The organism is Pseudofrankia sp. DC12 (genome assembly GCF_000966285.1).
Classification (GTDB): domain Bacteria; phylum Actinomycetota; class Actinomycetes; order Frankiales; family Frankiaceae; genus Pseudofrankia.
This window is the reverse complement of record NZ_KQ031391.1, coordinates 6,504,647-6,524,496: the sequence shown is the minus strand read 5'-3', so window position 1 is coordinate 6,524,496 and position 19,850 is coordinate 6,504,647. Positions and strand designations below refer to the sequence as shown.

Sequence of the window (19,850 nt, the reverse complement as noted above, 5' to 3'; positions counted from 1 at the left end):
CGGCCGTCTCCTCGACGGCCAGGCCCCGGAATACTCAAAACCCGCCTTGGACGGGCGGAAGCTAAGGAGCCGTACTGGAACAACAAATGCATGCGCGGGGCTATCTTCGCAGGTCGTAGGCCCGCAGAAGGCTCACGATGCACAAGTTACTTCATTTCGGATCCCAACCCCTTCTTCGCCCGACACACGCGCAGATTCCTTGTCGTCATGCCGACCACCACGAAGAAGGGGAAACCGATGATCCGCAAACGACGGACCATGTTAGGCGTCTTCGCGACCGCGTCGGCGATGCTCTTAGCCGCCGGCTGCGGCTCGTCGAAGTCCGACGGCGGCAGCGCCACCGCCTCCGGCAAGGCGAACAAGACCATCACGGTCGGTGTGCTCACCGACGTCACCGGACCGGCGTCCTCCGGCAACAAGACATTCGTCGACGGGGTGGAGGCGGGCGTCGTCTACGCGGCCCGCAACGGCTACACCATCAAGACCGTGGTCGCCGACACGGCGACCAACCCGACGACCGCCCTGACCGCGGCCCAGAAACTCGTCACCCAGGACCACGTCTCGGTCGTGTTCGGCCAGTCCGCCATCTTCTTCACCGCGTCGAACTACCTGACGGCGCACAACGTCCCCGTGATCGGCATGAGCGAGGACGGCCCGGAGTGGATCACCGCGAAGAACATGTTCTCGGTCGCCGGACCGCTGCAGCAGACCAAGGTCGCGGAGACCACCGGGAAGCTGTTCAAGCTGCTCGGTGTCACCAACGTCGCCGCGCTCGGGTACGGGATCTCGCCGGTATCGGCCGAGAGCGCCGCCTCCGGCGCGGCGTCGGCGGAGGTGGCGGGTCTCAAGGTCAGCTACCTGAACGCCAAGTTCCCCTTCGGCAGCACCGACGTCGGGCCTGAGGTCCTGGCCATGAAGGCGGCCGGGATCGACGGCCTGTACCCGACGGTCGACCCGAACACCGCGTTCGCGCTGGTCACTGGCCTGCGCAACCAGGGGGTCGACCTCAAGGCGGCGCTGCTGCCCACCGGGTATGGCGGCGACCTGCTCCAGGCCGGCCAGGGCGCGCTGAACCAGGCCCAGGGTGTGTACTTCACGCTCGGTTACGAGCCGATCGAGATGCAGACCGCCGCGACCAAGCAGCTGCAGGCCGACTTCAAGAGCGCCGGCATCACCGAGGCGCCGACGTACGCCGCCTACAACGGCTATGTCTCCACCGGCCTGCTGGTCCGCGCGCTCAAGGCCAACGGCGGCAACACGGCCGCGGCCTCGATCATCGGTTCCCTGTCGAACATCCACGACTGGGACGCGATGGGTCTGTTCGGTAGCCACAAGGCCGACATCAACGACCGCGTGAACATCGTCGGCGGTGCGGACAACTGCATCTGGGTGACCAAGCTCGAGGGCAACGAGTTCACCCTCGTCAAGGGCGCGACCCCCATCTGCGGTGCTCTCGTCCCCGGCAAGACGGTCGCTGCGGCCTCCTGACCCTGTAGGCCCGTCCCGCCAGCCAGCCTGGCCGGCGGGACGGGCCCGTCACCCGCCCTCTGACGGCCCGTCCGACGGGCGCGGCCAGGGCCGTCCGCCGCGCCGCTCGATCCCGGCGTTGAACCGCTTGAGGAACGCCGCGAAGGCGGCCACCTCCTCGGCGGTCCAGTCCTCGACCACCTGATCGATGCCGGCAACGATCTCGGCTCGCTGCCGGTCCAGCCGGCGGGCTCCCTCGGCCGTGATCCGGAACTTGCGCGCCATCCCGCCGTCCGGGTCCGCGATCCGCTCGGCCAGGCCCTCGCGGCGCATCGCCGCGGTCTGGCGATGCAGGGTCGAGACGTCGAGGCCGAAGGCCTCGCTGAGCTGCCCGAGCGACATCGGGCCCTGCATCCGGATCCGGCTGAGCAGGATGTAGGCGCTGCGCTCCAGCCCGCCGGCTCGCTGCTCGCCGCGCGCGGACAGATGCGCGTACCGGCCGAGCAGCATGCCCTCGTATTCGATCAGGTGCGTGGGCTTGCCCATCTCGTTCCTCCCCGCGCCGCCTCGCCGCGCCGCCAGGAACCCGTTTCTACGGCACCGCGGGCGCCCGGCCGACTTTGCATCATACAAATATCTTGTATTGTGCAAACTCGTCGACGGCGGCCCGCCGTGGGAGGAACGAGGTACCCGTGAGCAGCTCCGCACCGACCGCTCGCCCGGGGCTGGTCGTGGCCGTGCTGGCCGCGGGCAGCATCGTGGCCACCCTGATGCAGACCCTGGTCGTGCCGCTCATCGGTGAGCTGCCGCGGCTGCTGCACACCAGCGCCGGCAACGCGTCCTGGGTCGTGACCGCGACGTTGCTCGCCGGATCCGCCGCCATCGCGGCGATCGGGCGCCTGGTCGAGGCCTCCCGATCGCCAGCCCGGCCCGGCCCGGCCCGGCCAACCGTCACCGCGGGCAATTTGACCAGCAAGATTCACCAAAGGGCGAGAGCGGCGATCAAGGCGACCGGCAGATGTTGACGGTCGCGGTATCACCACGACGACCGCCGCCAGGCGAGTGCGCCCCGCCGTGGCGGCCGGAGCTCAGAACCGGACCAGTGCGGCCTCTGTCGTCAGGCCCGGGCCGAAGGCCAGCAGAATCGCGTGGTCACCCGGCGCTGGGCGCTCGCCGGCGGCGCCGCTCATCAGCCGGCGCAGCGCCAGCAGCACCGTGACCGACGAACAGTTGCCGTAGTCGCGCAGCGTCTCCCGCGACGGCCGCAGCTGCGCGTCGGAGAGCCCGAACGCGTCACCCACCGCGTCGATGATCCGCGGGCCGCCCGGATGCAGCACCCAGTGCCGGACGTCCTCGACGCCCACCCCGGTCCCGGCGAGCAGGCGGTCGACGAAGCCGGGCGTGCCGGCCCGCAGCAGCGACGGGATGGCCGGTGAGAGCCGAAGCCGGAAGCCGTCCTCGTGGATCCGGATCGACATGTGCTCGGACGTGCCGGGCGTGACCTCGGTCCGGGTCGCCAGCACCTGGGCGCCGACCGCCACCGCGGTGTCGCCCGCGAGCGCGGCGTCGCCGGCAATCCCGGTGTCACCGGCTGGCCAGGTGTCAGCAGCAGCCTCGGCATCGGCCGCGAGCCTGGTGTCGCTCGTGAGCCTGGTGCCGGCCGGGCCTGGTCCCGCCAGGGCGGGAGCGGCTGGCAGGCTCGGGCCGCCCGGAACGGTGCCGAGCAGGACGCTCGCGCAGGCGTCGCCGAACAGACCGTGCACGACGGCCTGTTCGCGGGTCGCCTCGCCGCGAAGGTGCGCCGACGTGACCTCGACGCAGGTCAGCAGCACGAGCTCGTCGGGCCGGGCCGCGAGCGCGTCGGCGCCCGCCCGCAGGCCGACCAGCGCCGCGTAGCAGCCCATGTGGCCGACGAACACCCGCCGGACATCCGGGCGAAGGCCGAGCTCGGCGACGAGCTGGGAGTCCGGGCCGGGGCAGGCATACCCGGTGGAGCTGACCATGATGAACGTGCCGACCCTCGACCGGTCCTGGCCGGTGAGAACCGCTGGCAGCGTGCGCCGGCCCAGGTCGAGGGCACACCGTTCCCAGGCGTCGACCCGCGGGCCGACCGGCGGGAAGCCGTCCTGGAACGCGGTCCGCGGGTCCCAGTTCAGGTGCCTGCGCCCGACGGTGTTCGCCTCGACGAACAACCGGCGCGCATGCGGGACGTCGGCGAAGACCGGGGCGTAGAACTCGTCCCAGATGTCGGTCTGGGCAAGAGGCGCACCGGGTGCGGCGGCGCTAACCGCAAGCAGCGCGGGAAACATTTCGGCGGGCATCTCGTCTCCGGGTGGACGTGACCTGACGGTTGCCGTGGTGGAAGTCCGGGAAACAGGCGAGTCGGCGACGCCGGCTCCACAGCGTCGCAGGTCCCGCAGCCCGAATGGCGCCGGGCGGCGGCTCATTCATCCGCCACGGGTCGCGGCGGAAAAGAGAAGGAGAATCTCCGGGAAATGAGCTGGATCACCGCGGCCGGCGCGATGCGTAAAGACGCTGCCGGGCGCCGGCGGCGGCGTGACGAAATTACCCCCTGTTTTCCCAGGCCAAATCGTAGGACGCACGGCGAGCACGTCGCGGGCGTTCCGAGCACCTGGGGTCATCAATGTGACCCAGCTCTCAGGCCGGTCTCGCTCGCGTCCGATCGGGCGCCCACCAGGCCACATGCCAGGATGACGGGCATGCGCGGCAATACGGCACCGGCTCATGGCCTACGACCCGGCGGCCTGGTCGGGCTTCGCGGTGGCGCTGGCGGGAGCCCCCGCCGCGATGCCCGAGTGCCACTGGTCAAGATCCAGCGCCGATCCGCCGGGCCACCGAGGGACCGGCGCGCCGCCGAACGGCCGGAGCGCCGACGGCTCGTGGCCAGAAACAGATCCGGCTACGACCACCGCGGGGCTGACGCGGCGATCATGGAGACTCCGGGACCGGGCGGAGAGGGCGCTGCCCGGCGACGCGGTCCGACGGCGGCTATCCCGCGGGCGGGCACTGGATCGGCGCGGCCTGCTTGGGCAGCACGACGGTCGCGGCGGTCGCGGACAGGGACAGCCCGGTCGCGTCGGTCGACGCGCTGGTGACGGTCAGGCGGAACGGCAGGTTGCCGACGGGGAGCGGGATCGACGGGACCAGCTCCCCCAGGCCGCCCAGTGGGATATCGAGGTTGAGCGCCCCCCGCAGCGTGATCTCGGAGGGAACCAGGGTCACCTGGTTGTTCCGGACCTCGAAGGTGGTGACGCCACCGACCTCCTGGGCTCCGACCAGCGGCAGGTCCGCGATGGCGGTGATCTCGACGCGCCGGCCGTTGTCCAGCGGGTTGACCTTGACCTCGCCCGGCTGACCGGCCAGGTACGTGTTCAGGTCGTCGTAGCGGACCCGCATCGTCGCCTGGATGTTGTCGACCCGCACGTCGCCGACACTGTTGGTCAGGATCTGGTGGAGCGGTACATGGACGCCCTTCAGGGTCGCCTGGACCGACGCGATCCGCGGCCCGGGCGTCGGGAGGTCCTTGACCGTCACGCCAATGCTCTTGTACTTCCCGAAGAGGATCTGGGTGAGGAACGGGAAGCCGCCGATGCTGACGTCCTGCACCGTCGGCGGCGTCGAGCCGCAGGCCAGGCCCTGGGTGACGCCCGTCCGCAGCTGCTTGGCCATCTCGCTCTCGGCCACCGTCACCGCGACGCGGTCGACCACCACGAACAGCAGGACCAGCACCACCGCGACTGCCGTGAGGATCGTGACCAGCCGCGAGGGCCGGCGGCGCCACGGCGGCGGCTCCGGGGCGGAGCTCCCGCCGTACTCGCCGGGCGGCGGCTCCCCGCCGTAGCCCGGTCCTGATCCCGCGCCGAGGTGGCCGCCGTACCCGGCGGTCGGAAAACCAGCCTCGTCGCCGTCGTACGGCCGGGTCGGCCGGACCGGCCCGCCCGTCTTGTGGCCGTCGTACGGCCGGGTCGGCCGGACCGGCCCGCCCGCTTTGTGGCCGTCGTACGGCCGGGTCGGCCGGACCGGCCCGCCTGGCTCGCTGGACGATCGGGCGGCGGTCGGTCGTACCGCGTATCCCGGGCGGTACGGGCTCGCATCCGGGGCCGGTCCAGCCGAGCCCGACGATGGTGCGGATTCCGGGTGGGACGGCGCCGACCGGCGCGGGATGACCGGGCTCCCCGACTCGTCAGCCGGGCGCCGCCAGCCCCAGGACACATCGGGCGGCGGGCCGTCGGTGGCGTCCGGCTGGGGCTGCCAGTCCTCGCCGCGCTCCTGGTTCACCGGATCGTCTCCCGCTCTCGCCGCCGCCCGGAGCCATGGCGTCCTGCGGCGGCATCACGACGGCCGGAATCTCCGGCGCACCGCGCCGTCGGCCCTGCCGCGGCCGCCAATCATGGCGTTCACCCGGCTGGCCCGGCCGGCGCACAGCGACCACTCTCGCACCCTGCGTCGGGCGCCCGGCGGCGCACTCGGCACTACGCCCGAAAGAGAAGCGATGTCACCGGCCGCGGCCGAAACCTGGCCGCTCCTCCGGCATTGCCGACGAAGTTCGCAGCGGTGCCACACCCGGTTCCGGAACGATGTCCCAGGCGCCCTCCCTGATCTTCGCGACGGGCCGCGGTCAGACGGTGGCGACCTCCTGGAGGGCGTCCGCGACGGCCCGGGGCTCGGTGATCATGCTCGAAGCACCGCCACAGGTGCGGGGTGAGCCGCCATGATCCCGCCTCCTCGCGGTCGGCACGCCGGTCGGCCGGGAACCGGAGGAGTCATCCGGAAACGGGACCAGACGCAAGTAACGCGGTTACCGAAGTAACCGCGTTACTGCAGAGGAGCCAAGAGAACCTCCACGGCGCCGGCGCGGATCGCGCCGTGCCATGCCGTGCCACGTGAGTAGGGAGCTTCCGGACCAGGGCGCGGGAGGCGTGCTCGGCGGACGAGATGTCGTCGGCGCGCGGCCGCTCACCGGCCAGGCGGTGGGCGTCGGGCCCTCCGGCGGCCGTCGGCGGTGTTCGTCCACGACCGTCAGAGGGCCCTACCTCGCCGCCCTGGGCTCGCGGGAGCGCGGCGGCCATCCCCCAGAGCGAGTCAGGCGCCGAGGGCGGCCAGGGCCTTGTCGGCGTGGGTGTTCATGTTCAGCTCGCTGTTGATGACCTCGACGATGACGCGGTCCTTGCCGATCACGAAGGTGGCGCGCTTGACGCGCAGCAGGTCGAGGGACCGCTTCACGCCGAACTCCTTCGACACGGTCCCATCGGCGTCCGACAGCAGCGGGTAGTCGAAGGAGTGCTTCTCGGAGAACTCCTTCTGCTTCGCGACCGTGTCGGTGCTGATGCCGACCCGCTGGGCTCCGACCTTCGCGAACTCGGCCGCGAGGTCGCGGAAATGGCAGCTCTCCGCGGTGCAGCCCTTCGTCATCGCGGCGGGGTAGAAGAACAGCACGACCGGCCCGTCCGCCAGCAGCATGGACAGCTTGCGGGGGGTGTTGCTCTCGTCCGGCAGCTCGAAATCCGGAGCGGTGTCGCCGACGCGCAGCATCGTTTGCGTTCCTCTCACTGAGGCCGGGCCTCGGGCGGGGCCTGGCGCCCATGGCCGCCCTGGATGGCAGCCATTTTGCACAATTGTCTCTTGCACAATAGTCCGGCCGGTCATGGCCGGTCATGGCCGGTCATGGCCGGTCATGGCTCCTGGGCCGGCGCCCGCGGCGGGCGTGCCCGTCACCCGCGCCGCCGGCACGGTGATCGTCGCCGTGGACGTCTCGAACAGCATGGCCGCGACGGACGTGCCGCCCAACCGGATCACCGCCGCCGAGAAGGCCGCGACGGCCTTCATCAAGGCGCAGCCGGCGGGCTCCCGGATCGGGCTGGTCACCTTCTCCGGCATCGCGGGGCTGCTCGTCCCGCCCACCACCGACACCACGAAGCTGCTGGACGCGCTGCAGAACCTGACGACGTCGCGCGGCACCGCGATCGGCCAGGGCATCCTCACCTCGATCGACGCCATCGCGGACGCCGACCCGTCCGTCGCGCCGACCGGCGCGACCGTCAGTGGGAACGGCACCGGCCCGTACGCGGCCGACGTGATCGTCGTGCTCACCGACGGCGCCAACACCCAGGGCGTGGACCCGCAGACCGCCGCGAAGCAGGCGGCCGCCCGCCGCCTGCGCGTCTACACGACCGGGTTCGGCACGACGACGCCGGCGCCCATGGTCTGTGGCAGCTCGCAGGCTGGCAACGGGGCCTTCGGCGGGTTTGGCGGATTCGGCGGCGGGGGCGGGGGCGGGGGCGGGGGCGGCCGGCTCGGCGACCGCAGGCTGCTGGTCATCGGCGAGCAGGCCCTACGCCAGGTCGCGGCCACCACCGGCGGCGCGTACTACCGGGCGCAGAACGCGGGCCAGCTCCAGGACGCGCTCGGCACCCTGCCGCGCAACATCACCGTGACCCACAAGCACAAGGACATCGCCGCCTGGTTCGCCGGCATCGGCGCGGCGGTCGGTCTCTCGCTGTGGTGGAACCGGGTCCGGCGCCTGCCGGCCGCGGCGGGGTCTCCCCCACCGCTGGCCGAGGGCCAGGCCAGCACCCGACAGATCCCGGCGGGCCGATGACCTCGCGGCGACGCCGGTCGAAGCCGGCCCTGCCTACGCCCGCCGGGGCCGAGGGCGACGACGGGCGGGGGCCGGCCTGGACTGGCTGGCCGCAGCGGGCCGGCGGACGCGCGCGGGCTCGGCCTGCTCACCCCCGACCTCGGCGCCCTCGGGGTCAGCCGGCCCGAAGTCGGGGGCCTGGAAGAGGTCTACCGACGGACGCGGCGCCTCCCGCCTGGGCGAGGAGCGCGCCGGTTCCGACGCGGAGAACAGTGGGTTCGGCGGTGTGGCGATGGGATAGCTCGCTTCTGGGGTGGGATGTCGTCAGGGCCGACGGCGCGGCGCACCGGCGGCGGAGCCAGGCTCCGCCGCGGACCCGCCACCGCGGGCGCCGAGTCCCGGGCCCGGCGGGCCCGGTGCTCGTGCCGTCAGAGATGGGACATCTTGCTGAACGGGCTCGGGATCCGTTCCTGCTGGGACCCGAAATCGACCAGCACGGCGATGTCCTGCTCGACCCCGATGACCTGGCCGAGACCGTACGTGTCGTGGATGACGCGGTCACCGATGGCGAAGCGATCGCACGGCGGAATGACCGGATCCTTGAAGGGGCTGGTGGGCAGACGGCGCTTGGGTACCGCTGACTTGGTCATTGGCTCCAGTATGCGCCTAGCGGGCCTGCCGCCGCGCCGGTAGCCGGCGAAGTGCGGCCGATCGGGGGCCGCTCACCGGAGTTTCCGCTCCCGTGTCGGCCTTTCTGGGGAAGGTCACCCGATGCGGTCGCCGCCGGCGTCCACGGGCACCGGCGGGGCGTGGCCGGGCCGGTCAGCGTGGTCGGCGCGAAGCTCGGCCCGAACGGTCTTAGTAAGCGTTCACTTGTCACCCCTCGCTCCGCAGGCCACCGTCGGGCAGGTCCGGCGGCGTCGGGGCGAGGAGCGGGATGAGCGAGCGGCGAGGAAGGGTCTGCATGGCGGGCGGGTCCGCCTCGCTTTCAGCCCGGTTTCCCCGAACAGGCGCGGGGCGCCGAACAGGTGGGCGATACTGAAGATCGTCAGAGTTTGCCACTTCCTCCGGGGGCTGGGTGAACGGGTCGACAGGCCGGTCGGGCTCGACGTCTCACGCACCCCTCACCGGCCTGCCGCCGGCCCGCGCCGAGCCTGCCCCGGCCGAGCCGAAGGGACGGCGGCCGCCCCGGCGGCGCCGTAACGACCCCGCGCAGTACGACGACCTCGCCGACCAGTGGTGGCCCACGCATGGCCGGTTCGCCGCGCTGCACTGGCTGGCCGAGGCACGCGCGCGGCTCATCCCGCCGCCGCCGCGCCCCGGAACACCGCTGCTCGACCTGGCCTGCGGTGGCGGGCTGCTCGCGCCGGTACTCACCGGGGAGCTCGCGGGCTGGCGGCACGTCGGCGTCGATCTCTCCTCGTCGGCGCTGCGCCAGGCCGGCGAGCACGGCGTGGCGACGGTGCTGGCCGACGTGACCCGGCTGCCGTTCCGCGACGGCGAGTTCCCGTGCGTCGTCGCCGGGGAGATGTTCGAGCACCTGGAGGATCTCGACGCGGCCTGCGCGGCGATCGCGCGCGTCCTGGCCCCGGGTGGAACCCTGGTGATCGACACCCTCGCGGATACGGTCTTCTGCCGGGTCGGCCTGGTGCGCATAGCCGAGCGCCTGCCCGGGGGGCCGCCGCCGCGCCTGCACGACCCCCGGCTGCTGGTCTCGCCCGAGCGCCTGGGCGCGGCGCTGGAACAGTCCGGGATCGCGATGAGGGTCGTCGGCGGCCTGCGTCCTTCTGTCCGTGACTACGCCCGCTGGCTGGCGCGGCGCGCCGACTCGGTCCGGATGGTCCCCATCCGCTCGACGGCGGGCGTCTACCAGGCGATCGGGACCAGGTCGTGACGAGAGGCGGCCGGCGATGAGCGTCGAGCTGGGCGGGCGGGTCGACGGCGGGCGGCTCGCCCGGGAGGTCGCCCCGGCGCTGGCGGCGCGGGCCGGCGAGGCGGACCGCCTCGGGGAGCTGCCGGCCGGCGACCTCGACGACCTGCGCACGGCCGGCCTGTTCGGCCTGCTCGTGCCCAGCCGGCTGGGCGGCCTGGGCGGCGCCTTCTCCGACTGGGCCGACGCCGCGCGGGTCCTCGCCGAGGGCAGCGGCTCGACGGCCCTCGCGCTGAACATGCACTGCTCCGTCGTGGGCGCGCTGGCCGGGACCCCGGACGAGCTGGCCCGGGCGATGGGCGCGCCGGAGTCGTACTTCGCCGCCCGGGACCGGGTGCTGGCCCAGGCCGCCGCCGGGTCGTTCATCGCCGTCGCGATGAGCGAGCGGGGCGCGGGCTCCCGGCTGTCCGCGCTGCGGACCTCCTACCGCCGCGAAGGCGACGGCTACCGGATCACCGGCCTGAAGTCGTTCTGCTCGGGCGCCTCGCACGCCGACCTCTACTTCGTCGCCGCCCGGGCCGACGACGACGGCTCCGACGGCTCCGACAGCCAGCCAGCCGGGAAGGTCAGCCATTTCCTCGTCCCCGCCGGGCCGGGGATGACCGTCGAGCCCAACTGGGACACCCTCGGCATGCGGGGCACCGGCAGCCATGACCTGCGGCTGGACGCCTGGGTCCCGGCGGACACGCTGATCGGCGGGCTGGAGGGGCTGAGCCTGCTGATCGCGCAGATCATGCCGCAGTGGCTGGTGGCCTCGTACGCGGCCGTCTACGCCGGTGTCGGCCGGGCCACGTTCAACGCGGGCGTCGAGCATGCCCGCGGCCGGACCGCGCCGGGACTACCGGAGGGCCTCGTCGCTCTGCCCGCGGTCCGGGCCCGGTTCGGCCGGGCGGACGTCGCGCTCGCCGCGCTCGACCTGGTCGTCGACGAGTGCGCCAGGCGGGTCGACGCCGATCCCGGGTCCCTGGCGACGAACGCCTGGGTATGGCGGGCGAAGCTGCTGGCCGGGCAGACCGCGCAGGACGTCGCCGCCTCCGTCGTCGAGGCCTGCGGGACGGCGGTGACCCGGCGCGGCCATCCACTGGAACGCCTCTACCGGGACGCGAGATGCGGGTCGCTGCAGCCCGCCACCTCCGACGTGTGCGCCGACTGGCTGGGGCTCGCGGCGCTCGGCGGCGACCCGGACGCGGACGCCGACGTGCCCCGGTGGTGACAGCGCGGCCCCCGGGCGCCGGACGGCCGGCGGCGGCGGGCGGCGGGACCGCGGCCGTCATCACCGGGATCGGGACGGCGTTCCCCGGGCTGCTCGACCAGCAGCACCTGTGGGACGAGTACTTCGACCGGCGGTGCGGCGGCGACCGGGTGGCCCGCCGGATCTTCCTGGGATGCGGGGTCCGGACCCGGCACGCCGTGGTGGACCCACGCCATGAGGACGTCAGCGGCTGGTCGACGGCCGCGCGGATGCGCCGCTACGTCCGGGACGCCCAGCCCCTCGGCCTGCGCGCGGCCAGCGCCGCGCTCGCGGACGCCGGCGTGAGCGCCGCCGACATCGGGCTGTTCGTCGTCGTGTCATGCACCGGCTACAGCACACCCGGCCTGGACATCCAGCTCGCCCGCCAGCTCGGCATGTCCGAGCGGGTCCGGCGGCTGGCGATCGGCCACATGGGCTGCTACGCGGCGATCCCCGGGATGGGGACGGCCGCCGACTTCGTCCGGGCCCGCCGGCTGCCCGCGCTGGTGCTGTGCGTGGAGCTCACCTCCCTGCACGTCCAGCCGGTGCCCGACGGCGCCGGGCGGGACCTCGAGCAGGTCGTCGCGCACGCACTGTTCGGCGACGCCGCCGCCGCGGTCGTCCTCGTGCCCGACGCCACGGACGGCCTGGAGGTCCTCGACACCACGGCCGTGACCGCCCCGGCCAGCGAGCAGCTGATGACCTGGCAGGTCACCGACCACGGGTTCCGGATGGGGCTGTCCTCGAAGGTCCCCGAGGTGCTGGCGTCCCACGTCGAGGCGGCGACGACGGCGCTGCTGGACCCGTTCGCGCTCACGCTCGCCGACGTGAAGGGCTGGGCGGTGCATCCCGGCGGCCCGCGCATCGTCGACGTCGTCGAGGAACGGCTAGGGCTGGACCGTGCCCGGACCGACCCGAGCCGCCAGATCCTCGGCTCGCGGGGCAACTGTTCCTCGGCGACCGTGCTGCTCGTCCTCGAACGGCTGCGCGACGTGCTCGACGTCGGAGCCGCGGCGGTCGGGATGGCGTTCGGTCCGGGGCTGACGCTGTGCCTGGCCCTCCTGCGGCGCCGATAGCCGCGCGACGAGCCGCGGCGGTGCGTCAGCCGCTGCGGGCGGACTCGGGACCGGTGACGCGGGCGAGCAGCGGCAGGGTCGCCGCGATGATCCCGAGCGACAGGGCGATGCCCGCGACGACGAGCGCGTAGTACGAGACGCCCGGCGGGACGAGGCGGTAGCCGAGCTGCGACCTCAGGAACATCGCCGACGCGGCGAAGCCTGTGCCGGTCGCGAGCAGGGCCGCGGCGAGCAGCGGCAGCACGCTCTCCATGCCGACCACCCGCCGCAGCACCGCCAGCGGCGCCCCGGTGAGGCGCAGCATCGCGAACGGACGGCGCCGGTCCGACAGGCCGGCGACGACACTCACCGCGAGGCTGCAGCCGGCGATCGGCAACGTCGTCGCCAGCACCACGTTCGCCAGCTGCCGCCAGCCGGCCAGCGTCTTCTGCTGGTCGGAGGCCCAGTCGTCGACCATGCGGGCCTGCTCGTTGGGGTACGCGGCGGTCAGCAGCGTCCGGGTCCGCTCCATGGCCGCCGTGGAGCCGTCCGTGGTGGCATACAGCATCTGCACGGGCAGGCTGGCGATCGCGGTGGCGCTGGTCGGCGCCGTGGGCCACACCTCGTCCGGGCTCGACACGAGGTTCACGAAGGCGTCCAGCGGGACGGCCGCCACGCTCGCCCCCGCCGAGCAGTGGCCGACCAGCGCGATCCGGGCCAGGTCCGAGCACGCCACCAGGCCATCGGCTCTCCGGGGAACCTCCGCGGGCAGCGGGCTGCCCACGGCCACCCGGGTCGATGGGCCAGAGCGGCCGGTCAGCGGACCAGAACGGACCTCCGGCAACTCCGTCCCAATCCTGTCAGGATCGGCGTGGACGACCGCGAGGCCGTCGACTCCTGGGACCGCGCGGATCCGGGCGACGAGCCGGTCGGGCGCGGCGTCGGTCAGGGGCGGGCCGAACAGCGCACCGTCCTGGACCACGGTCCTGGTCGCCGGGTCGCCACCCAGCGTGCCGCGATCGGCGTTGATCGTGCCGATGATGCTGACCGTCGCCGTGGTCACGAACAGGGCGAGGACCAGGCCGCTGATCGAGCGGAAGCCGGCCTTCGGATCGTCGGCGAGCCTGCGGGCCGCGATCAGCGTCGCCGGCCGGCGAGCGCGGCGGGCACCCCCCCGCGCGGCGGCCATCGTCAGCCACGGCCCGGCGACCACCAGCCCCAGCATCACCAGCAGGAAGCCGGTCAGATACGCCGCCGCCTGGCCGTTCGTGGTCTCCGGCCGCCGGTCGACGAAGAAGGCCAGCTCACCGAGCCCGCCGGCGAGAACAAGAAGCCGCCAGGACCGGGGCGGACGCGGCGTCACCCGACGGGTCACGCCGAGCGGAGAGACGGTCACCCGTCGCAGCGCGGCCCAGGCCGCGAGCGCGGCCGCCGCCGGCACTCCTAGCACGACCGCGAGCGCCTGGACCGGAGTAAGGGTCAGGTCCGTCGCGAAGAACCGGTCGCCGGTGAACGGAACCGTCGCCACCAGCGGGCGCAGTACGTAGAACAGACCGAAGCCGACGGCCAGGCCGGCGCCGGCGGCCACCGTGGACTCGACCGTCGAGATGACCGCGACCTGGCGCGGGGTGGCGCCGACCAGGCGCATCGCGGCGTAACGCTGCTCGCGGGTGGCGGCGGACAGCCGCGTCGCGGTGCCGATGAACATCAGCACCGGGAAGACCAGCGCGGCGGCCACCACCGAGAAGATGAGCGTCAGGGCCTCGCCACGCAGACCGGACGCCGGGCAGTCGTCGCTGCAGACCGCCGGGAAGGCCTGGGCAATCGAGGTGACTGCCCGCGCGTCGGGCCCGGCCTTCACCTCGGCCTGGGGGCGGCCCAGCACGGCGACCAGCGCGTCCGGGGAGGCCAGCGCCTCGTCGCCGATCAGGCCGGCGAGGCGCCCGGGGAGCCGGTCGCCGAGCTGGTCGGCGGGGGTCGCCCGCAACAGCCGGGCCAACGCGGGCGAGGCGTAGTACTGGCCGGCGGCGGGCAGCCCGGCCAGGCCCGGCGGGATGGGAGAGGTCGGTCCGGTGGCGGCGACGTCCACCTCGACGATCGACCTGCCTTCGTAGTAGTCGGTATGCGCCCGCCACAGCAGGGGGTCAGCCACGGCCGTCTCGGTCCGGCTGGCGGTGCCGCTGTCGAGCCAGACCTGGCGGTTGTTCTGGTGCCCGACGGCGTTGCTGGCGGCGAGGGTGGAAAGCAGCAGCCCGACGCCGACGGCGACGGCCGCAGCGATCATGACCAGGCGCGCGACCGCGGCCCGCCCGCCGCTGACCGCGAGGCGCAGCGCGAAGGCGATCACAAGCTGACCCGTTCGACCGTGAGCGGGCTGGTCCGGCCGTCCCGGACGATCACCTGGCGGTCGGCGTAGGCGGCGACCCGCGGCTCGTGGGTCACCAGGATGACGGTGCTGCCCTCGGCCCGGGCCGCGTCGACCAGCAGGTCCATGACCTGTTCGCCGGTCAGCGAGTCCAGCGCGCCGGTCGGCTCGTCGGCGAACAGCACGCTCGGCCGGGTCACCAGGCCGCGGGCCAGCGCGACGCGCTGCGCCTCGCCGCCCGAGAGCTCCCCGGAGCGGCGCCGGTGCAGGCCGTCGAGGCCCAGCCGGCCGAACCACGGCCTAGCCTCGGCGAGGGCCGCCGCCCGCCGGCGCCCGCCGAGCAGCAGCGGGAGGGCGACGTTCTCCTCGGCGGTCAGCTCCGGGACGAGCTGGCCGAACTGGAAGACGAACCCGAACGCGTCGCGGCGCAGCGTGCTGCGACGCTGCTCGTCGAGGGTGTCGATCCGCTGGCCGTCGAGCCACACCTCGCCGGCGTCGGGAACGAGGATGCCGCCCAGGCAGTGCAGCAGCGTGGACTTGCCGGAGCCGCTCGGCCCCATGATCGCCACGACGTCGCCGGCGTCGACGGTGAGGCTCGCGCCGCGCAGCGCCGGCGTCCCGCCGAAGGCCAGTTCGAGGTCCCGGGCCTCGACCAGGGCGGTCACGCGCGCACCTTCGCGGCGAGCTGGTCCAGGCGGGCCGTCGTCGCCTCGATCCAGTGCAGGTCCGCCTCCAGGTGGAACAGCCCGTGGTCGGCGAGCAGGACGTCGACGATCTCGCCAGTCCGGCGCAGGTCGGTCAGCTCGCGCATGCGCCGCAGGTGGGCCAGGCGCTGCGTGTCGAGGTAGCCGTGCGCGTCCCGGCCGAGCATCAGGGCCAGCACGACCTTGGTGAACAGCACCGACTGCAGGTTGGCCTCGGGCGTCACCGCCTCGGTGAGCCAGGCCTCGAACTCCGTCGCGCCCGTCTCGGTGATGACGTAGCGCCTGCGTTCGGGTCCGTCGCCGGGCTCGGCTTCGCCGGCGAGGATCTTGCCGTCGCGGGCCAGCCGGCCGAGCGTCGAGTACACCTGGCCGTATGGCAGGGGCTTGCCGCGGCCGAAGAAGGAATCGTAGTCCCGCTTGAGGTCGTAGCCGTGGCTCGGCTCGCGCTCCAACAGGCCCAGCAGCGTCAGGGGAACACTCACAACGGTCACTATACCTCGCGTATATACACTGGGTGTAGGTCTTTGGTGAGTACTCGCTCGGAGTCCCGCCGGGTCGGGTGTGCTCACGCTGCGACGCCCCTGTCGGCTGCCCGACGCCATCCCGCCCGGCCGCGGCCACGAATCACCGGTGACGGCGGGCTTGCCGAGGCGTTGCTCTGGCGCGTCGGCGCCGCCCCCACCCGAGAGACGCGTGCCCGCACGCGACTGACGAAGGCGGCCGACGAATGGCATTCGATGTTGACAGCTTCGCCCGCACCGCCGCACCCGTGCGGACCGACGACCTGGACGACCTGGCGGCGCAGTTCGCCCGCCGCCCGCTGTCCGAGGGCGGCCTGCGCTGCCTGCGCTACATGCACGACGTCGAGAGCTACACGGTCTGCTACCTGCGCGACCTGCTCCTGACGCCTTCGCACCGTGACCCGCGGATCACCACCTTCCTGACGGTCTGGAACTACGAGGAGCACTCCCACGGCGTCGCGCTGGCCTCGGTACTGGCCGCGCACGGCGAGCCGCACGGCGACGAGCGCAACGCCGCGGTCCGCGAGCGGCAGGGCCGTCTCGAGGGCGTGAAGGCGATGCTGACCGCGGCCGCGGCGGCGCTGGTCGGCGAGGACTTCGTCGCCGTACACATGAGCGTGGGCGCGGTGAACGAGTGGACCACCCGGTCGGGGTACGCCCGGCTGATCGAGCGGGAGCAGCACCCGGCGCTGACGGCGCTGCTGACCCGGATCATGGCGCAGGAGAGCCGGCACATCGCCTTCTACGCGAGCGAGGCCCGGACGAGGCTCGCCGCGAGCAGGCGGGCCCGCCTGGTCACCCGGTGGGCGCTGCGGCGGCGGTGGTCACCGGTGGGGTCCGGGGTCATGCCCGCCGAGGAGACCGCGTTCGTGCTCGGGCACCTGCTGGCCGGCGAGTCCGGGCGCCGTGAGGCGGAGCGGATCGACGCGCAGATCGACCGGCTGCCGGGCCAGGCCGGGCTCGGCCTGCTGACCGGCACGGCCCGGCGCTACGCGGCAGCCAGCTAGCCAACGGTGCCCGCCGGCCGAAGGTGCCGTTAGCCGATGGTGAACGAGTAGGCGGTCAGGCCCGGCGACAGGGTGACGGTCAGGGTGTCGCGCCGCGGCGACGGGCGGTCGGCCAGCGTGTAGGTGTTGGGCGCGCCGGAGACCTGGTAGGTGGTGGTCTTCCCGTCCAGGGTCGCGGTGATCGTCCCGGTGCCGCCGACGTCCAGGTAGGCCGCCCCGGCGAAGAAGCTCAGCTCGATGCCGGCGTGCTCGCCGGCGGTGAGGGCCTCCTCCCCGACGGTCCAGGTGCCCGCGAGCGCGAACGTGTCGTCGGGGAGCGCCTGCGGGTAGGTGAAGGTCCGGCTGCCGGAGCCGAGCGGTTCCTGGATGCCGTTGGTCACCCGCTGCGAGCCGAGGTAGGTCCTGCTCGGCCTGGGATGCCTGGCCGGTCCGGGCGCCGCCGGCGAGGAAGACCACCGGGAGGACCGGCAGGACGCAGGGCGAGATGCCGGTGATGATCCCGCCGACGACCCCGATGAGCACGAGCGTGATCAGCGCAGACCTCCCACCCGCCAGCCGGCCCGCGAACGCCGCCGCCGGCCCCTTGTCGCCACGATCGTAGGTCTCGACCCTGAGTGTCCCGTTGCGGCGGAATCTTTCGATTCAAGGATTCCTGGGCAGGCCGTGACAGCCGTGTACGCGGGCCGGGGCGCCGGTTCCGACGGCCGGCGACCACGCTCAGGATCGGCGTTCTCGATGTCCTCTCGGGCACGCGGGCCGAGGTGCACGGCAATTCTCGGCGCATAAGGATAGCCTTACCTCAGCGACGGCCGGCGGATTTCGCCCGGCTGCCCGTTCGCCATCTGCCGAAATATCTCGGCTATCCGGCGGCATTCGAGGTTCCCAGCAAAAAGCCCTCGCCTTGACGGCGGCGCCGGCAGCTTCTAGGAAATGCTGGCGGGACGGACCCGCGAGGCTCCAGGAACGCGACGCCGACCGAGGGAGAACCCATGCAGCTACCGATGATCACGAAGTGCGTCGTCGACGCGTGCGCCTACAACCGCGAGAAGGCCTGCCATGCCCCCGCGATCACGGTGGGCGACACCGGCGCCATGGTGGCGCACTGCGACACCTTCCACGTGGCCCCGATGAAGGGCGGAATTCCGGGCGAGACCGGCCGGGTCGGCGCCTGTAAGGTCTCCGACTGTTCGCACAACGAGAATCTGACCTGTCACGCGCAGGGAATCACGGTCGGATTCCAGATGAACGGCGTCGACTGCCTCACCTACCAGGCCCGCCGCTAGGAACTCGCCAGGATCGACGGGTGCGCCGCCGGCCGGACGTGGCGGCGAGCCCAGCTTCGGCGCGGCCCGCGAGACCCGCCCGAGCCCACGGGCGACGGCGGTCGCGGGTCGCGCCCCGCGGGCGGACGGGCGCTTACGCCGGGAGGCCGCCGGGAGAGCCACGGAAGCGGCCGATCGGGCGTCGCGGTGGATTTACGGAAAGGCCGCCCGATCGGCCCGGAAACCCCGCAAAAGCCCGCGACCCGCCGTCTCCGCCTTTTCTCGGCCGGTCCTCGGTCGTCTCGTGACGATTCCGGACACCGCCGGACCGGGCGGTGAGCCGCGGCTGGCGTCTCAGGCCAGGGCGCCATAGTTTTCCCGGAAGAGGCCGGCTTAAAGCCGTGGACTGATGATATTCTCCTGGTCCGGTGGGCAGGGCTGGCGACGCAAAGTCCGGGTGAGAGCATGTCCAATCAGGAGAACTGGGCCGACGTTGTCATCAGTCAGCTCATGTACCCCGCGCTCGAAGTCCTCGTCAACACGGTGCTCCTCGGGCTCTCTACGTACTACGTAGTGCACGCGTTCAACGACAACGTCTCGCTCGGCGCCCGGACGGCCGCCGTGACGCTGATCCCGCTCCTCGTCGTGACGTACCTGGTAAAGAACCTGCGCCAGCCGCTGGCCCGGGCCGCCTCGGCGGGCTCCCCACGGGTGACGTTCGGGCTGACGAGCGTCTTGGGCTTCTCCGCGTTCCTGGTGCTGCGGCAGTCCACCTCGCTGGCGCTCGACGGGTTCGTGCTGAGCGCCGTCTTCTCACTGCTGATCGGGGTACGGGCGAGCCTCCAGGAGGACCGCCGGATCTCCTACCTGTTCGGTGCCGCGCTCGGTGGCCTCGTCGCGGTCGCGGCCTTCGGCCTACCGGGCGGGTAGCCACTCCCCCAGGCCAGGCCCTGGGGTTCGCCGGCGTAGCCCAGGGTCCGTCGCGCGACGGACGAGGCCTAATGGGGCTAGCCGGCCGCCGCCTGGGTGGCGGTGACGAGAAGCCCGGTCGACTCGGTCCCGTCGGGCTGCTGCCAGGAAGCCTGCACGTAGCCACCTCGTTCGTCCACACCCGCCTGGCGGGCCGGAAGTGCCCGGGCGACCCGCAGGACCAGGTCCGCCGCGTCGCCGCCGGCGCCCGCCGCCGAGATCCGCAGCCTCGTCCCGTCGGGCCCGTTGCTGGCCAGGGCGCAGGCGGACACGGCGACCTCCGTGCCGGGCAGGACCGGCTGGCTGCGCACCGCCGGGTCCGGCGTGTCGGAGAGGCTCTGCGCCTGCGGTACGGCCTGGCCCTGCAGCAGGGCGACGAGCTGGGTGGCGAAGACCCAGTCGTGCGTCGCGTCGTACACGTACCTGGTCCCGAGCACCCCGTGCTCAGTGGTCCCGATGAGGCCGGCTTCCGAGCCCGGCCGCGCGGACCCGCGGTAGGTCATCGGCACGTGGTAGGTCACCGGCCGCCCGCCGGCCACGTCCGTGGCGATCATGAACTCGATGCCGACCTCGCCGGCGGGGTCGTCGAGGCGGAACCCGCCGGCCTTGGTGAGCGCCGGAGCCTGGCCGGCGTCGAGATACCACGGCTGGCTGGGCAGCCACGCCGCCAGCAGCTCCAGCTTGGACGGAACCAACGTGGTGTGGTGAATCGTCGCCATGCTCTGATTGTCGCCTCCACCT

General features: G+C 73.0%; 18 protein-coding genes and 1 pseudogene. 9 read left to right on the top strand and 10 right to left on the bottom strand.

What is annotated here, in order from left to right:
- Nucleotides 1–237: 237 nt before the first annotated feature.
- Nucleotides 238–1,488 (top strand): ABC transporter substrate-binding protein, encoded by a 1,251-nt coding sequence (locus FRADC12_RS26415; RefSeq protein ID WP_045880272.1) that lies wholly within the window; start codon nucleotides 238–240, stop codon nucleotides 1,486–1,488.
- A 48-nt stretch (nucleotides 1,489–1,536) separates the two neighbouring features.
- Here the strand turns inward: FRADC12_RS26415 and FRADC12_RS26410 are convergent, their stop codons facing one another.
- The gene (locus FRADC12_RS26410) at nucleotides 1,537–2,013 is read right to left on the bottom strand and encodes a MarR family winged helix-turn-helix transcriptional regulator (protein WP_045878640.1); all 477 of its coding nucleotides are present in this window, start codon (nucleotides 2,011–2,013) and stop codon (nucleotides 1,537–1,539) included.
- A 146-nt stretch (nucleotides 2,014–2,159) separates the two neighbouring features.
- Here FRADC12_RS26410 and FRADC12_RS35220 point away from each other — a divergent pair, with 146 nt between their 5' ends.
- The gene (locus FRADC12_RS35220; protein ID WP_045878639.1) at nucleotides 2,160–2,492 is read left to right on the top strand and encodes a hypothetical protein; all 333 of its coding nucleotides are present in this window, start codon (nucleotides 2,160–2,162) and stop codon (nucleotides 2,490–2,492) included.
- A gap of 63 nt (nucleotides 2,493–2,555) precedes the next feature.
- On the opposite strand, the gene FRADC12_RS26400 is transcribed toward FRADC12_RS35220, so the two are convergent.
- The 3 genes from FRADC12_RS26400 to FRADC12_RS26390 form a co-directional block, all read right to left on the bottom strand.
- The gene (locus tag FRADC12_RS26400; protein ID WP_045878638.1) at nucleotides 2,556–3,788 is read right to left on the bottom strand and encodes a type III polyketide synthase; all 1,233 of its coding nucleotides are present in this window, start codon (nucleotides 3,786–3,788) and stop codon (nucleotides 2,556–2,558) included.
- Nucleotides 3,789–4,476: 688 nt separating this feature from the next.
- Nucleotides 4,477–5,766 (bottom strand): LmeA family phospholipid-binding protein, encoded by a 1,290-nt coding sequence (locus tag FRADC12_RS26395; RefSeq protein ID WP_045878637.1) that lies wholly within the window; start codon nucleotides 5,764–5,766, stop codon nucleotides 4,477–4,479.
- Nucleotides 5,767–6,570: 804 nt separating this feature from the next.
- A complete protein-coding gene (locus FRADC12_RS26390; protein ID WP_084011208.1) occupies nucleotides 6,571–7,020 on the bottom strand; it encodes a peroxiredoxin in 450 nt (149 codons plus the stop codon).
- 142 nt (nucleotides 7,021–7,162) lie between these two features.
- On the opposite strand from FRADC12_RS26390, the gene FRADC12_RS26385 reads away from it, so the two are divergent.
- Nucleotides 7,163–8,086 (top strand): VWA domain-containing protein, encoded by a 924-nt coding sequence (locus tag FRADC12_RS26385; protein WP_232304059.1) that lies wholly within the window; start codon nucleotides 7,163–7,165, stop codon nucleotides 8,084–8,086.
- 407 nt (nucleotides 8,087–8,493) lie between these two features.
- On the opposite strand, the gene FRADC12_RS26380 is transcribed toward FRADC12_RS26385, so the two are convergent.
- Entirely contained in the window at nucleotides 8,494–8,715 is a 222-nt protein-coding gene (locus FRADC12_RS26380) for a hypothetical protein (protein WP_041259508.1), read from the bottom strand.
- Between the two features lie 428 nt (nucleotides 8,716–9,143).
- Between FRADC12_RS26380 and FRADC12_RS26375 the strand changes: the two genes are divergently transcribed.
- Genes FRADC12_RS26375 through FRADC12_RS26365 form a run of 3 tightly spaced genes read left to right on the top strand, consistent with a single transcriptional unit; the run spans nucleotide 9,144 to nucleotide 12,302 of the window.
- The gene (locus FRADC12_RS26375) at nucleotides 9,144–9,959 is read left to right on the top strand and encodes a class I SAM-dependent methyltransferase (protein ID WP_084011206.1); all 816 of its coding nucleotides are present in this window, start codon (nucleotides 9,144–9,146) and stop codon (nucleotides 9,957–9,959) included.
- A gap of 16 nt (nucleotides 9,960–9,975) precedes the next feature.
- Entirely contained in the window at nucleotides 9,976–11,208 is a 1,233-nt protein-coding gene (locus FRADC12_RS26370) for an acyl-CoA dehydrogenase family protein (protein WP_045878636.1), read from the top strand.
- Nucleotides 11,202–12,302 (top strand): type III polyketide synthase, encoded by a 1,101-nt coding sequence (locus tag FRADC12_RS26365; RefSeq protein WP_232304058.1) that lies wholly within the window; start codon nucleotides 11,202–11,204, stop codon nucleotides 12,300–12,302. The genes FRADC12_RS26370 and FRADC12_RS26365 overlap by 7 nt, the downstream gene beginning before the upstream one ends.
- A gap of 25 nt (nucleotides 12,303–12,327) precedes the next feature.
- Here FRADC12_RS26365 and FRADC12_RS26360 read toward each other — a convergent pair whose 3' ends face one another.
- From FRADC12_RS26360 to FRADC12_RS26350, 3 genes are read right to left on the bottom strand one after another with little or no spacing between them, the layout of a single operon-like run.
- Complete coding sequence (locus tag FRADC12_RS26360; RefSeq protein WP_045878635.1) at nucleotides 12,328–14,628, bottom strand: FtsX-like permease family protein; 2,301 nt, start codon at nucleotides 14,626–14,628, stop codon at nucleotides 12,328–12,330.
- Entirely contained in the window at nucleotides 14,625–15,311 is a 687-nt protein-coding gene (locus tag FRADC12_RS26355) for an ABC transporter ATP-binding protein (RefSeq protein WP_045878634.1), read from the bottom strand. The genes FRADC12_RS26360 and FRADC12_RS26355 overlap by 4 nt, the downstream gene beginning before the upstream one ends.
- A complete protein-coding gene (locus FRADC12_RS26350) occupies nucleotides 15,308–15,832 on the bottom strand; it encodes a PadR family transcriptional regulator (protein ID WP_045878633.1) in 525 nt (174 codons plus the stop codon). The genes FRADC12_RS26355 and FRADC12_RS26350 overlap by 4 nt, the downstream gene beginning before the upstream one ends.
- Before the next feature lie 245 nt (nucleotides 15,833–16,077).
- Here FRADC12_RS26350 and FRADC12_RS26345 point away from each other — a divergent pair, with 245 nt between their 5' ends.
- Entirely contained in the window at nucleotides 16,078–16,878 is an 801-nt protein-coding gene (locus tag FRADC12_RS26345; protein ID WP_045878632.1) for a hypothetical protein, read from the top strand.
- Nucleotides 16,879–16,907: 29 nt separating this feature from the next.
- Here the strand turns inward: FRADC12_RS26345 and FRADC12_RS26340 are convergent.
- Nucleotides 16,908–17,267: pseudogene (locus FRADC12_RS26340) on the bottom strand (cytochrome c biogenesis protein DipZ); the annotation flags it as partial.
- A gap of 600 nt (nucleotides 17,268–17,867) precedes the next feature.
- Between FRADC12_RS26340 and FRADC12_RS26335 the strand changes: the two are divergent.
- Nucleotides 17,868–18,161: a DUF1540 domain-containing protein gene (locus tag FRADC12_RS26335; RefSeq protein ID WP_045878630.1), complete on the top strand. Its 294-nt coding sequence runs from the start codon at nucleotides 17,868–17,870 to the stop codon at nucleotides 18,159–18,161.
- A gap of 444 nt (nucleotides 18,162–18,605) precedes the next feature.
- Nucleotides 18,606–19,070, top strand: coding sequence for a hypothetical protein (locus tag FRADC12_RS26330; protein WP_045878629.1), 465 nt, complete (start codon nucleotides 18,606–18,608; stop codon nucleotides 19,068–19,070).
- A gap of 77 nt (nucleotides 19,071–19,147) precedes the next feature.
- Here the strand turns inward: FRADC12_RS26330 and FRADC12_RS26325 are convergent, their stop codons facing one another.
- Nucleotides 19,148–19,828 carry a maltokinase N-terminal cap-like domain-containing protein gene (locus FRADC12_RS26325; protein WP_045878628.1) on the bottom strand — a complete coding sequence of 227 codons (681 nt, stop codon included), beginning with the start codon at nucleotides 19,826–19,828 and terminating at the stop codon, nucleotides 19,148–19,150.
- Nucleotides 19,829–19,850: the final 22 nt, after the last annotated feature.